Origin of the sequence: Nocardiopsis alba DSM 43377, assembly GCF_000341225.1 — a bacterium.
In the GTDB taxonomy this organism is placed as follows: Bacteria; Actinomycetota; Actinomycetes; order Streptosporangiales; family Streptosporangiaceae; genus Nocardiopsis; species Nocardiopsis alba.
In genome coordinates, this window is the sequence record NZ_ANAC01000010.1 from 541,591 (window position 1) to 555,408 (window position 13,818).

At 69.2% G+C, this 13,818-nt stretch carries 10 protein-coding genes and 1 riboswitch; of the genes, 5 read left to right on the plus strand and 5 right to left on the minus strand.

Annotated features, from left to right (window positions below; genetic code table 11):
• Positions 1 to 209 precede the first annotated feature (209 nt).
• Complete coding sequence (locus tag D451_RS0109655) at positions 210 to 2,285, minus strand: acyltransferase family protein (protein WP_017534238.1); 2,076 nt, start codon at positions 2,283 to 2,285, stop codon at positions 210 to 212.
• A gap of 455 nt (positions 2,286 to 2,740) precedes the next feature.
• Between D451_RS0109655 and D451_RS0109660 the strand changes: the two genes are divergently transcribed.
• Positions 2,741 to 3,355 carry a superoxide dismutase gene (locus D451_RS0109660; RefSeq protein WP_014910931.1) on the plus strand — a complete coding sequence of 205 codons (615 nt, stop codon included), beginning with the start codon at positions 2,741 to 2,743 and terminating at the stop codon, positions 3,353 to 3,355.
• A gap of 115 nt (positions 3,356 to 3,470) precedes the next feature.
• On the opposite strand, the gene fabI is transcribed toward D451_RS0109660, so the two are convergent.
• Complete coding sequence (gene fabI / locus D451_RS0109665) at positions 3,471 to 4,259, minus strand: enoyl-ACP reductase FabI (protein ID WP_017534239.1); 789 nt, start codon at positions 4,257 to 4,259, stop codon at positions 3,471 to 3,473.
• A 436-nt stretch (positions 4,260 to 4,695) separates the two neighbouring features.
• Here fabI and D451_RS0109670 point away from each other — a divergent pair, with 436 nt between their 5' ends.
• The gene (locus tag D451_RS0109670; protein WP_017534240.1) at positions 4,696 to 6,033 is read left to right on the plus strand and encodes an SGNH/GDSL hydrolase family protein; all 1,338 of its coding nucleotides are present in this window, start codon (positions 4,696 to 4,698) and stop codon (positions 6,031 to 6,033) included.
• 72 nt (positions 6,034 to 6,105) lie between these two features.
• On the opposite strand, the gene rocD is transcribed toward D451_RS0109670, so the two are convergent.
• Complete coding sequence (gene rocD / locus D451_RS0109675; protein WP_017534241.1) at positions 6,106 to 7,380, minus strand: ornithine--oxo-acid transaminase; 1,275 nt, start codon at positions 7,378 to 7,380, stop codon at positions 6,106 to 6,108.
• Positions 7,381 to 7,750: 370 nt separating this feature from the next.
• Between rocD and D451_RS0109680 the strand changes: the two genes are divergently transcribed.
• The 3 genes from D451_RS0109680 to thiD all read left to right on the plus strand — a co-directional run bounded on the left by D451_RS0109680 (position 7,751) and on the right by thiD (position 11,716).
• Positions 7,751 to 9,436 carry an acyl-CoA synthetase gene (locus D451_RS0109680; RefSeq protein ID WP_017534242.1) on the plus strand — a complete coding sequence of 562 codons (1,686 nt, stop codon included), beginning with the start codon at positions 7,751 to 7,753 and terminating at the stop codon, positions 9,434 to 9,436.
• Positions 9,437 to 9,829: 393 nt separating this feature from the next.
• Positions 9,830 to 10,759, plus strand: coding sequence for a DUF368 domain-containing protein (locus tag D451_RS0109685; RefSeq protein WP_193789603.1), 930 nt, complete (start codon positions 9,830 to 9,832; stop codon positions 10,757 to 10,759).
• A 64-nt stretch (positions 10,760 to 10,823) separates the two neighbouring features.
• Positions 10,824 to 10,924, plus strand: a riboswitch (TPP riboswitch).
• Positions 10,913 to 11,716, plus strand: coding sequence for a bifunctional hydroxymethylpyrimidine kinase/phosphomethylpyrimidine kinase (gene thiD, locus D451_RS0109690; RefSeq protein ID WP_017534244.1), 804 nt, complete (start codon positions 10,913 to 10,915; stop codon positions 11,714 to 11,716). Its footprint overlaps the riboswitch before it by 12 nt.
• Before the next feature lie 82 nt (positions 11,717 to 11,798).
• Here the strand turns inward: thiD and D451_RS0109695 are convergent, their stop codons facing one another.
• Together D451_RS0109695 and D451_RS0109700 are read right to left on the minus strand one after the other, a co-directional pair.
• Positions 11,799 to 13,217 carry an alanine/glycine:cation symporter family protein gene (locus D451_RS0109695; protein WP_017534245.1) on the minus strand — a complete coding sequence of 473 codons (1,419 nt, stop codon included), beginning with the start codon at positions 13,215 to 13,217 and terminating at the stop codon, positions 11,799 to 11,801.
• A gap of 203 nt (positions 13,218 to 13,420) precedes the next feature.
• Entirely contained in the window at positions 13,421 to 13,672 is a 252-nt protein-coding gene (locus D451_RS0109700) for a DUF6457 domain-containing protein (protein ID WP_017534246.1), read from the minus strand.
• Positions 13,673 to 13,818: the final 146 nt, after the last annotated feature.

A 13,818-nucleotide genomic window follows, 5' to 3' on the forward strand; every position in this document is an offset into this window, starting at 1 on the left:
CTTTTCGAGAAAAACGCCACCGAGAAAGCCACCGTGCGCTTTCGACATTAACCTCTCGAAAAGGTGACCGGGGGCGACATGTGCCGTTTCGAAACCCACGTGAGCGACAATTCCCCCAGCGTTCACCACCCCCTCATCCGGGGCTCACGGCAGAGTGGCCGAAACGTCTCCGGACCCCCTTTCCGGGGGCCCGGGGCGTACGGCCCGGGTCACCAACCCGTGGCCTCCAACAGGGCCTTCTCCACCATGGGGGTGAGCGTCCGGGCGTAGGTGGCGGTGATGTGCGAGTGGTCCCAGTACACCAACACGTTGCCGACCACGGCGTCGCAGGAACCGCCCGGGCACACGTACTCGGTCAGGTCCATCGGTTCGACGTTGGGCGGCAGCTCCTCGAGGGTGGCCGGGTCCACGGCCGCGAGGCTGCGCGAGGCCGGGCTGGTGCACTCGGCCGGGTCTCCGGCCTCCACGCACTCCCCTCCCCTATAGGGCAGTCGGGGCAGATCCCGCAGGCCGACCACGTCGATCCCCAGGTCGTTCAGGTGCCACCACAGGTCGGTGTAGCCGTCCTCCACCGCCTCGCCGTCGACGAAGGCCCGGGTGGAGGAGAGCAGCACCGCGTCGGGGTTCAGCTCCTCCAACTCGGCCAGCGCCTTCTCCTTCCAGACCTCGCACTCCTCGAACAGGGCCCCGTCCCTGGTCGAGGGCGCCAGGCCGAATGGACAACCGCTCTTGGTGAAGGACACCAGACGCCAGCCGTACTTCTCGGCGACCGCCTCCACCGCCGGGTACCAGTGGGCGGTGCGCGAGGCGCCCACCAGGGCGAGCGTGTGTTCGGCGTCGGCGGGACCGCGGTCGCACACGACCAGCTCCTCCGAGGCCAGGTTCACGTGGCAGCCCTCCTGATGGTGGGAGGACAGGTCCATCTTGGAGTCCTCGGGGTCCGGACGCACCGGGACGTCCGGGAGCGAGTCGAGCAGAGACGGATCCGCGACCACGGCGGCACCCGGGTAACTCTCGGGGGAGGCGATCTCGTGAGCCCTGCGCTCCCGTTCCTGTTCCAGACGCTCCGTCCACACCAGCGAGAGCACCAGGACCGGGACGAGGAAGAGGGCGGCGACCACGGTCGGGCGCACCGGGCTCCGACGGTCGGCCGACCTCGTGAACGGCTCGAGGCCGCGCTCGACCAGGCGATGCGTCATCCAGGCCAGCAGGATCGACGCGCCCAGGATCGCGGCGCCGCCCCAGGGGGTGGCGAGCCGGCGCCCGGTGACCTCCAGATAACAGACGAGGAGCGGCCAGTGCCACAGGTAGATCGTGTAGGAGAGCCGGCCCAGCGCCATCAGGGGCGGCCAGGTCAGCAGCCGGTCGACCCCTCGAGGGCTCCCGGTCGTCCCGGCCAGGACGATGAGCAGCGCGGCGAGGGTCGGCCACAGGGCGATGTACCCGGGGAATAGCGTGGAGACCTGGACGAGCATGCCGCAGGAGACCAGGGCGACCAGACCGACCCAGCCCAGGACCACACGGACCCGGGCGGGCATCCGTACCCGGGTGATGGCCAGGGCGAGGATCCCGCCCAACGCCAACTCCCACAGTCGTGCTCCGGTGTCGAAGTAGGCCCAGGCCTGGTCACGGCCGGTGATGTACACCGAGTAGGTCAGGGAGACCGCGAACACCGCGACGATCAGGGCCAGGATCGTGGGACGCAGCGGCAGCCGCGAGCGGGAGGCCAGGATCGCCGCCAGGGTGATCAGCACCGGCCAGATCAGGTAGAACTGCCCCTGGATGGACAGCGACCAGAAGTGCTGGAGGGGGCTGACCGCGGCCTCGCGGGCCAGGTAGTCGACCGCGTCCCGGGCCAGGGCCCAGTTCTCGTGGTAGAGGGCCGAGGCGCGTACCTCGGCGAGCACGTCCGCCCATCGGGAACGGGGCAGCCACAGGTACATGGCGCCCATGGTGGCGAGCAGGACCACGGCGGCCGGCGGGGCCAGACGACCGATCAGCCGGGCCCAGAAGGCGCCGAAGCGGATCCGTCCGTCGCGTTCGACCGCGCGCACCAGGGAACCGGTGATGAGGAAACCGGTGAGCAGCAGGAACACGTCCACGCCGCCGGAGACCCGACCGAACCAGATGTGATAGGCGGCGACCAGAAGTACCGCCAGGGCGCGCAGACCCTCGATCTCGGGTCGATGGCCGCCTCCGCTCACGGTCGAAGACACGGCTCGTGCGTCGGAGGGGGCACTGCGCGGGGACGAGGGGACGGGGACCCCGGTGGTGGTGTCACTCATGTTCGGAGGCGGCCTCGGGAGCTGGGGAAGGATGATTCACCGAACGGGCGTGCGGGTCCCGCCATTCGAATTCGGCGCTGCATTCTCCCCGTTCCCGATGCCACCGCGGTGAATGACGATGGAACGCGCGGACAACTCTCCCCCTCGCCCCTTCGGAGCACGGGGGATGTGTCGGCCAGGGTAACCATGGGGGTCCGGCGCCTTTCCGCAAAGGAACCCCGAGGAGGTTCGCGGAGAAAACGGACCCCGGGGGCGGTGGGTCCCCGGGCCGGCGGGCGTGGGCGAGGGCCTGGGCGGAGGGCCCCGGATCGGGTGTCGCCGCCGGATTTTATTCCCGTCCACTGGTGTCGACAGCCTGACATCGGGGGTGCGGCGCCTCGGCTGATAGCTTGCTGAGTAGCGATCACATCGCTGGTAAGCCCGACGAATCGCGTCTTTGGAAAGGTGCGTCAGAGATGTCTGCGCCGTACTCGCTTCCCGAACTGCCCTACGACTACGCGGCCCTGGAGCCGTGGATCTCCGGTCAGATCATGGAGCTGCACCACGACAAGCACCACGCCACCTACGTCGCCGGTGCCAACAGCACCCTGGAGCAGATGGCGGAGGCCCGCGAAGCCGGTGACTTCGGCACCGTGAACCAGCTCCAGAAGAACCTCGCGTTCCACCTGGGCGGCCACGTCAACCACTCCGTGTTCTGGAAGAACCTGTCCCCGGAGGGTGGCGACAAGCCCGAGGGCGAACTGGGCGCCGCCATCGACGACCAGTTCGGCTCCTTCGACGCCTTCCGCGCGCACTTCAACGCCGCGGCCACCGGCATCCAGGGTTCCGGTTGGGCCATCCTGGCCTGGGACGCCCTCGGTCAGCGCCTGATCATCGAGCAGCTCTACGACCAGCAGGCCAACATCGCCATCGGCACGCAGCCGCTGCTCATGCTGGACATGTGGGAGCACGCCTTCTACCTCCAGTACAAGAACGTCAAGGGCGAGTACGTGAAGGCGTTCTGGAACGTCGTCAACTGGGCCGACGTCCAGGAGCGCTTCGCCGAGGCCCGCAAGACCAAGCTGGGCTAGGTTCCATCGGGGCCGTCGACCTTGAGCCGGGTCGGGGGTCTCCCGGAGAACGTTCGAGGGCGGCACCCGGTGGGTGCCGCCCTCGCGTGTTCCGTCCCCTCGGGGCCGGGTGCGCTCAGCCCTGGACGTCGGGGGCCATGGGCGCGCCCATCGCGTGGTAGCCGCCGTCCACGTGCATGACCGTACCGGTGACGGCCCGGGCGGCCGGAGACATCAGGAACAGGGCCGGGCCCGCGACCACGGAGGCGTCCTTGGTGTCCCAGCCCAGCGGGGAGTTGTCGCCCCAGGAGTCGGCGATCTGGGAGAAGCCCGGGATGGAACCGCCCGCCAGGGACTTGATCGGACCGGCGGAGATCGTGTTGACCCGGATCCCCTCCGGTCCCAGGTCGCGCGCCAGGTAGCGGGCGGAGTTCTCCAGGACGGCCTTGGCCGATCCCATCCAGTCGTAGACCGGCCAGGCGACGCTGGCGTCGAAGGTCAGCGAGACGACGCCGGCGCCCTCGGGCGCCTTGGCCAGCAGGTCGCGCATACCGACGGTGAGGGCGGCCAGCGAGTAGCCGGAGACGTGGATCGCCTTGGCCACGTCCTCCCAGCCCGTGTTGAGGAAGTTGCCGCCCAGAGCCGACTCGGGGGCGTAGGCGATGGCGTGCAGCAGTCCGTCCACGTGGTCCCAGTGCTCACGGACCGCCTCGACCGTGGCGTCGATCTGCTCGGGGTCGGTGACGTCCATCGGCAGGACGGCCACCGGTTCCTTCGGCAGTCGCTTGGCGATACGTTCGCAGATGGAGAAGGCGCGGCCCGGAGGGTTGGTCAGGATGACGTCGTGTCCCTGACGCATGGCCTCCTCGGCGATCGCGTAGGCGATGGAGGACTGGGTCGTGATGCCGGTGATGAGCAGGTTCAAGGGGTCCCCTGGGTGGCGGTTCGGTCGCTGCTGCTGGAAACGTATCGGCGCGACGACCGATCGTCAGCCGTGGAAGCCGACAAAGATTCGCGCCTGGGCTTTGGCGCGTCCTCGCACGTCCCGCCGGCCCCGGGACCCCGGCCATGGTGACACTCCGTACAACCGAGCCAGGGATCGGCACCGATTCTTTGTGGTCTTCCACTGGTGACTGCGCGGGCTCGAGGCGGCAGAGTCATGGACATGCCTCCCTGGCACATGAGGGCCGGGGCGACCCAGCGGGCTTGGCCGCCGCTGGGTCGCCCCCTCCACACCCTCTTCTCCCCCGACCTCGTGTCCTCCCCGGTAGGGGTGGAATCGGGCGTCAACTCCGCGAATCCACCCCGGGTAACCTGACTGCTGGACCAGACGCCCGAGTACGCGGGAGGCGGTAACGGCCGTGTCAGCACGCGACGGTGAACCCGACGTGCCCGAAGAGACCCCCCGATCCGACGACGCTCCCACCGAGGACCCCGGTACCGCCGGGTCGACCGACGAGGAGACCGCGCCCGAGGGTGCCGAAGGCGAAGGGGATGTCGCGCGGCCCCGACGCCGGCGGGCCCGGATCGCCGTGGTCGTTGCCGCCGCCCTCGCCCTGATCATGGTCGCGGTGGTGGCCGTGCCCACCACCCGTAACGGTCTGCTCGACCTGTGGTGCGACGTCACCGGCGGGGTCTGCCCCGGCGAACCCCTTCCTCCGATCACCGAGGACGAGGAGGTCGACTGGCGGGTGCGGGTGGAACCGGAGGAGGCCGCCCTGTGGGGCAACTACGTCGCCCTGGGCGACTCCTACTCCTCCGGGGACGGCGCGGGCGACTACGATCCCCTCACCGCCGAGCCCGGTGAGTGCTGGCGTTCGGAGAACGCCTACCCCAGGCTGATCGAGGAGGAGTTCCCCTTCGAGGGCTCGCTGGCCTTCTACGCGTGCAGCAGCCACCGGGGCTCGCAGATGCTCGAGCAGCTCGGCACTCCCGAGTCGCAACTCGAACGCGTCACCGAGCACACCTCGTTGGTGACCCTCGGCATCGGTGGGAACGACCTGGGGTTCATCCCGGTCCTGCGTACCTGCATCATGCGTATGCCGCTCCTGGAGCGGACGGCCTGCACCGACCAGGAGTCGGAGGTCGACGAGCGCATGGACCGCTTCGAGAAGACCCTCACCGAGGTCCTCGGAGAGATCCGTGACCGTGCTCCGGACGCGCGTGTGCTGGTCCTGGGCTACCCGAGGCTGTTCCCCGAGGATCCTCCCGGCATGTACTACACCCTCTCCGCCAACGACCAACTGTGGCTGAACGGGCTCGCCGAACGGTTCAACGACCGGATCCGGGACACCGTCTACCGGGCCGACGGCGAGGTGTACGGGGCCCGTCAGGTCGGCAGCGTCGAGTTCGTGAACGTCTTCAGCTCGTTGAGCGGCCACGAGGTCAGCGAGGACGACGCCTGGTTGAACGGCATCGTCCTGGGACAGATCGGCGAGGGGTTGAAGGTGGACCGGGCGAGCTTCCACCCCACCGCGCAGGGGCAGCGGTCGATCGCCGAACGGGTCCGCCTCCAGATCGCGGAGGGGCCGGAACGGGTCCTGTACCAGTCCAAGGAGCGGTTGGAGAAGGTCGACCCGGACGTGCTCACCAGGGAGCTCGGCGGCCCCTTGGACCCGGTCCATCCCGAGGACGGGGAGGAGGGGGACGGCGACGAGGTCGCCGACGAGGCCTCTCGGGAACCGGCGGCGGATTCCTGAGACCCCTCCTTCGCACACGACGGCACCCCGGTCCGGAGAACGGACCGGGGCGCCGGTGTTCGCGCGAGGGGTCTAGGCCTTCTCGGCCTTGAGCTCCCGGATGACCTCGGCGAAGCGGTCCAGGCCCCAGTGGAGGTCCTCCTCCTCGATCACCAGGGGCGGCGACATGCGCACGGTGGAGCCGTGGGTGTCCTTGACCAGGACCCCGTGCTCGGCGAGCCGCTTGCACAGCTCCTTGCCGGAGGCCAAGGCCGGGTCGACGTCCACGCCGGCCCACAGGCCGATGCTGCGGGCCGAGACCACACCGTCGCCGACGAACTCCTTGAGTCGTCGATTGAGAACATCGCCCAGTCGGCGGGCGTTCTCCACGTAGGGGCCCTCGGTCAGCATCCGGACGACCGTGGAACCCACCGCGCCCGCCAGCGGGTTGCCGCCGAAGGTGCTGCCGTGCTGGCCCGGCTGGATGACCCCGAGCACGTCCTCGTCGGCCACCATCGCCGACACCGGGAGGATGCCGCCGCCCAGTGCCTTGCCGAACAGATAGGCGTCGGGGACCACTCCGGTGTGCTCACAGGCCCGGATGGTGCCGGTGCGACCCAGCCCCGCCTGGACCTCGTCGGCGATGAAGAGCACGCGGTTGTCGTCACAGATCTCGCGGACCCTGGGCAGATAGTCGTTCGGCGGCACGATCACGCCCGCCTCGCCCTGCACCGGCTCGATCAGCACCGCGACGGTGGTGTCGTCGATGGCCTCCTCGATCGCCGCCGCGTCCCCGTAGGGCACGGAGCGGAACCCCGGCGTGTAGGGGCCGAAGCCCGTCTTGGCCTCGGGGTCGGAGGAGAAGGAGATGATCGTGGTGGTGCGGCCGTGGAAGTTGGCGCCGGCCACGACGATGGTCGCCTGATTCTCGGGGACGCCCTTGACCTCGTAGCCCCACTTACGGGCCACCTTGATCCCGGTCTCCACCGCCTCGGCGCCGGTGTTCATCGGCAGGACCTTCTCCTTGCCGACCATGTCGGCCAGAGAGCTCACCCACGGACCGAAACGGTCGTTGTAGAAGGCCCGGCTGGTCAACGTCACCCGATCGAGCTGGGCGTGCGCCGCCGCCATCAGTTCGGGGTTGTGGTGACCGAAGTTCATGGCCGAGTAGCCGGCCAGACAGTCGAGGTACCTCTTTCCCTCCACGTCGGTCACCCAGGCACCACGGCCTTCGGCGATCACGACGGGCAGGGGTGCGTAGTTGTGCGCCGACCTCGCCTGGGCGAGTTCGATGTGGTCAGCGCTGGAGAGTCCCTCTCCGACGGGGTTTCCGGCGGAGTCCTGCTGTCCCGGATTGTGGGAGGTCATCTAAGCCGCTCCGATCACCATTGACCGATGTCAGACAGTAGATACCCACCGTGAGGCCCGGTAGCGCCCCGCCGGCGGGATCTCCAAGAGTTGAGCAGATGATCCGGTGAGCACACAAGAGGTGGCCGACATCACCGACCGCGGGAAGGGCCCGAAACCCGGGGGTCGTCGTCACCGGTACGCCCTCTGAGCGGGACTCTTCCGGGCTCGGCCACGAAAGGGTGACGGAGCACGGTTACGCAGGTGACGCGGTCCACACGGCTTTCCACGATCAGGTCGGTCCGCGAGGGGTACGGTCGCCGTACAGTCACAGCCGCCGCGAGCGCCTTCGCCGGGGACGGCCGTCACACGACGTCAGGGAGGATCAGCCGTGCCACACGCGTCCCCGGACACACCCTTCTCCCTCGCCGGTCTGATGGCGGAGGTGAGTCGGGCCGTGCCGGAGCGGATCGCGATCATCGCGGGTCCCCGGCGGCTCACCTACCGCGCCCTGCACGATCGCTCCACCCGCCTGGCCCGCCACCTGGTGTCGGCCGGTGTACGCCCTGGTGAGAACGTGGCGATCCTGGCCTTCAACCGGGCCGAATGGGTCGAGTCCTTCCTGGGGATCCTGCGCGCGGGCGCGGTCCCGGTCAACGTGAACTACCGGTACGTGGCGGGCGAACTCCGACACGTGCTCGCCGACTCCCACGCGGTGGCCCTGATCGCCGAGGACTCCCTGGCCACGACGGTCACCTCGGTCCTCCCCGACCTCCCTCGGCTCGGGCACGTCCTCCTGTTGGAGGACGGCACGGAACGCGACGCCGCGCTGAACGGTGTGGACTACGAGGAGGCGTTGGCCGCCCAGGGCGCCGAGGGTTCTCCGACGCCCGAGCTCCCCGTGACCAGCGGTGAAGACCACTACCTGCTCTACACCGGAGGCACCACCGGCTATCCCAAGGGGGTGCTGTGGCGCCAGGCGGACATCTTCCGCGCCGCCGTGGAACGTCGCGCCCCGGGTTCCCCCCGGTCCCGCACCCCCGAGGACGTGGCCGCCCGAGCCGTACGCTGTTTCCCGCAGCGGATGCTGGTGCTGGGCCCGCTCATGCACGCCGCCGGCCAGTGGAACGCCCTGAGCATGCTGTTGTGCGGCAAGCGCGTGGTGCTCTCCACCGACCGCAGCTTCCGACCCGACCGGATCCTGGAGTTGGCGCACCGCGAGGGTGTGCACACCGTTCAGCTCGTGGGCGACGCGATGGCCCGCCCGCTGGCCCGGCACCTGCTCACCGAGCCCGGCCTGTGTCCGGATCTGACCTCGGTGCGTTCCGGCGGCACCCCGCTCACCCCCTCCGTGCAGGCCTTGTGGCGGGCCTGGCGGGAGGACGTGGTGCTGGCCGACTCCTACGGCGGTTCGGAGACCGGTGTGTGCGGCTCGGCGACCGCCCCCGACACCGCGGCCACGGTCGCCGACGCCACCGACCGGCGCAGCTTCACCATGGGCGGCAGCATCGAGGTGCTCGACGACGCTCTGCGACCACTGCCGCCGGGCTCTCCCGAGGTCGGCAGGATCGCGCGGACCGGTCGGATCCCGATGGGCTACTACAACGACCCCATCGCCACCGCCCGCACCTTCCCCACCGACTCCGCGGGCCGACGCTGGGCGCTGTCCGGCGACTACGGGACCCGGGCCTCCGATGGATCGATCGTCCTCCTGGGCCGGGGAAGCGTGGTCATCAACACCGCCGGGGAGAAGGTCTACCCCGAGGAGGTGGAGGCGGTGATCAAGTCGCACCCCTTCGTGGACGACGTGATCGTGGTGCCCGCGCCGGACGAGACGTTGGGCCAGCGGGTGACGGCCCTGGTCTCCTCCACCGCCGAGAGCGCTCTGGACGAGAGGGCGCTGCGCGCCTACTGCCGTGGTCGTCTGGCGGGGTTCAAGGTGCCCCGGACCGTGCACTTCGTGGACCGGGTGCGGCGTACCGCGGTCGGCAAACAGGACTACCGGTGGGCGGCCTCCGTGGTCGACCGCTCTCCCTCCTCCGCCGTCCGAACCCTGACCGGGCCCTCCGGACTCTGATCCTCGGGATCCTTCCCGGCTCCTGGCCGGGAAGCTTCTCGGGAGGACCCGAGTTCACTCTCTTCCCATCCGCATCGGTTTCGGCTGTCGATCTCAGAGTTATTTCATCAGCCGGAACCGGGAATCCGGACGGCCGAGACGCTTCTGTCCCCTTCGGGCGACGCTAGAATGACGACGCCCGGCCCCGGGGCCCCAGCGCCCTTCCCCTCGTGCGGCCGGGGCGATGAACCTCGGCGCGGATCCAGGGATCGGACCCTCCCGGTCTCCCTCGTGGGCCGCGCCACCAGTACCCCTTTTGCTCCGCCGGCCTACCGTGGACACGGGACCGGCGGCACCACCAGGACGGAGGACGGCGCCCCCTTCCCGGTCGTCCCGGGGCAAGCGCCCGACAACATGGCCAACTCAGTAGGCTCCTACATCTTCAACGCGGTGCGCGGCGGAGCCGTGGGCACCTCCGAGGCTCTGCCCGGCATCAGCGGCGGCACCGTCGCCCTGATCGTCGGTCTCTACGACAAGCTGATCGGCGGCGCGGGCCACGTGGTCAGCGGGATCAAGCGTTACGTCACCGACGTGCCCCGCGGCCGCGGCAAGGACCGGGCCATGGAGCAGTTCCGACTGGTCGACTGGGCCGTGCTGATCCCCGCCCTCATCGGTATGGCGGTCGCGCTGATCCTGGCCGCGGTGCTCATCGCCCCGCTGGTCGAGAGCCACACCCAGTACGCCTACGCCCTCTTCTTCGGCCTGGTCCTGGCCTGCCTGTGGATCCCCTACACCGGGGCGGGCAAGACCTGGAAGGCCTGGCACTACCTGCTCGCGCTGGTCTGCGCGATCCTCTCGTTCCTCATCATGGGCCTGCCGGGCGCCAACCTGCCCACGCACCCGGTCGTGGTCTTCTTCGCCGCCGCGGTGGCCATCTGCGCCCTGGTCCTGCCCGGCATGTCCGGCTCGTTCATCCTGCTGGCCCTCGGTCTGTACGAGCCCACCATGGCCGCCCTGCGCGCCGCGGACCTGCCCTACATCAGCGTCTTCGTGCTCGGCATGATCACCGGCCTGGCGTTGTTCGTGAAGGTCCTCCAGTTCCTGCTGGAGAACCACCACCACATCACCCTGGTGGTGCTGACCGGGCTCATGGCCGGTTCTCTGCGCGCCCTGTGGCCTTGGCAGAGCGAGGACCGCGAGATCCTGCCGATGACGGACATCCCCATCACGGTGACCTTCATGGTGGTCGGCTTCCTCGTGGTCACGGCCTCGATCGTCTGGGAGCAGCGTAAGAAGGCCCAGGCCGAGAACCCCCGACGGTACGAGGACATGCCCGTCCACTAGAGTCGGACACAAGCCCACAAAACACATATCGGGGCGGGGCCGGACACCTTCACGGGGTCCGGCCCCGCGAGGCGCGGGGTGCCGGAATCTCCTCCACCGGCTGAGAGCACACCCGTCGAACCTGCCCTAGTTCGTACTAGCGAAGGAACGCCCATGAGTGCGTACAACGTCGTGTCCATCGCCGGTAGCGACCCCAGCGGGGGCGCCGGTATCCAGGCGGACCTGAAGTCGTTCTCCGCCCACGGGGTCTTCGGGATGAGCGTGGTGACCGCGCTGACCGCCCAGTCCACGCGCGGGGTCACCGGGGTCCACGGGGTGCCGGCCTCGTTCGTCACCGACCAGATGGACACGCTGTTCCAGGACGCGACCGTGCACGCGGTCAAGGTGGGCATGCTGTCCACCGCCGAGGTCACCGAGGCCGTCGCGGCCGCGATCGACCGCTACCGGTTGCCGAACGTGGTGGTGGATCCGGTGATGGTGGCCAAGAGCGGCGACCGTCTACTGGAGAGCTCCGCGATGGAGGCGCTCCGCCGGGAGCTGCTCCCCCGCGCGGACCTGATCACCCCGAACCTGCCCGAGGCCGCCGACCTCCTCGGCGAGGACGAGGCCACCGATCTGGCGACGATGTACTCCCAGGCGGAGCGGCTGCTGAAGCTGGGCCCGCGCCGGATCCTGCTCAAGGGCGGACACCTTCCCGGCGAGGAGTGCGTGGACCTGTTGGTGGACGGCGTCTCCGACCCCCTGGAGCTGCGGGCCGACCGGGTCCCGACCCGGAACACCCACGGCACCGGCTGCACCCTCTCCTCGTCGATCGCCGCGCTGCTGCCCCAGAGGCCGGACATGGCCGCCGCGGTCACCGACGCCAAGACCTGGCTCACCCGGGCCCTGCTCCACGCGGAGGAGATCGACGCGGGCGGCGGGCAGGGGCCCGTGCACCACTTCCACGCCTGGTGGTAGACGACCGCCGATGACGGCGGAGGGGGCCGGCTCCACATGGAGCCGGCCCCCTCCGCGTCCTCTCATCGTGTCGGGAGGCGTCCTAGCTTCGGACGTCCTCCATGACCGCGTCGGGGTCCCGCCAGTTCGGGTGACCGAAGAACTTCTTGGTCTCGGCGACGATGACCGGGGAGAGCAGGAGCAGACCCACGAGGTTCGGCAACGCCATCAGACCGTTGGCGATGTCGCTGAACAGCCAGACGGCGTCGAGACTGGCGACGGAACCGACGTAGATGATGGCGATGAACACGAGCCGGTAGGGCAGCACGAACTTACGGCCGCCGAGGAACTCCACGCAGCGCTCACCGTAGTAGGCCCAGCCCAGCAGGGTGCTGAAGGCGAACACGCCGACGGAGATCGCGACGATGTAGGTACCGGCCGCGCCGAGGGCGGGGTCGATGACGCTCAGGCCCTCGGACATGGCCCGAGAGGTGAGCAGCGAGCCGTCACCCGCGTTGTCCGTCTGCCACACACCGGTGACGATGATGACCATGCAGGTCATGCTCACCACGATGATGGTGTCGATGAAGGTCTGGGTCATGGAGACCATGGCCTGACGGACCGGCTGGGTGGTCTTGGCCGCGGCCGCGGCGATACCGCCGGTGCCCAGCCCGGACTCGTTGGAGAAGATGCCGCGGGCGAAGCCCATCTGGATGGCGAGCATGATGCCGGCGCCCGCGAAGCCGCCGGTGGCGGCGGTCCCGGTGAAGGCGTCGGAGAAGACCAGCTGGAGCGCGGGCAGCAGGGCGGCCCAGTTCACCGCGAGCACGATCAGGCAGATGCCCACGTAGCCGATGATCATGATCGGCACGAGCGCGGAGGCGACCCGACCGATGCTCTTGATCCCGCCGAGGATGACGGAACCGGCGATGATCATGAGGAGCAGACCGACGAGCCAGGCCGGCAGCGGGGTCACGCTGGTGACCTGCTGGGTCAGGGTGTTGGCCTGGGTACCGTTGCCGATGCCGAAGGCGGCGATGGCGCCGAAGACCGCGAACGCCACCCCGAGGGTGGTGCCGAGGCCGCCCTTGATGCCGTACTTGAGGTAGTACATCGGACCGCCGCTCTGTTCGCCCTTGGCGTCGGCGCGACGGTACTTCACCCCCAGGAGGGCCTCGCTGTACTTGGTCGCCATCCCGAAGATGCCGATGACCCACATCCAGAACAGGGACCCCGGGCCGCCGATACCGATGGCCAACGCCGCGCCCGCGATGTTGCCGACGCCGACGGTGGCGGCCAGGGCGGTGCTCAGGGCCTGGTAGTGCGAGATGTCGCCCTCGACGGACGCGTCCTCCTTGCGGCGGACGAAGGCCAACCACATCGCGTGCGGGAGGCGGATGAGCTGGATGAGTCCCAGCCGGACGGTGAGGAAGACACCGACCCCCAGCAGCAGCGGGATGAGGACGAAGGGTCCCCAGATGATGCCGCTGACGAGATCGGCCATCTCAAGGAGTTGGTCCACAGGGGAGCTCCCTTTCGGTGAGTGTGCGGGGTCGAGAGGACCGGCGACGAAGCGGGGGAACCGACGCTCTCGTGGTCACGTCGGCACTGGCGAGCGCTGCGCGATATCGGCACAGAATGGCACCGACGCGTAACGAACACGTCACATGTGTTCCACATGAACGTTTCGTCGCGTCGATCCCGGCTCCCGCCATCTTGTCCCGTTCAGTCCTTTCCGCCCTCGACCTGCTCCAACGCCAGACGTGTGAGCGCGTCCGCGGCGACCTCGGGGTCGACACCTCGACCTACGGCCACACCGAGCAGGTAGGTCGTGAGCGGCGCGGCCGGGCGTGCCACGGAGTGCGCCGCGTCCCGCGCGAGGTCGAGGACACGGTCGACGTCGGCCTTGTGGAGCGGCTCGCCTCCGGCCGCGCCGAGTTCCTCGCGTACCAGTTCCGTCCATTCCTGGAGGGTCACCGATCAACTCCCTAGAGCGTTCTTTTGACTACATAAAGTGATGATAGCGATGTGCGGGGTCATACGGAGGACGACCGCCCGTACCGGCCACGTCACCCCCTGCTCGTCGAACCCACGCCCCGCCTTCGGACCGGGTTCGTCCGGGA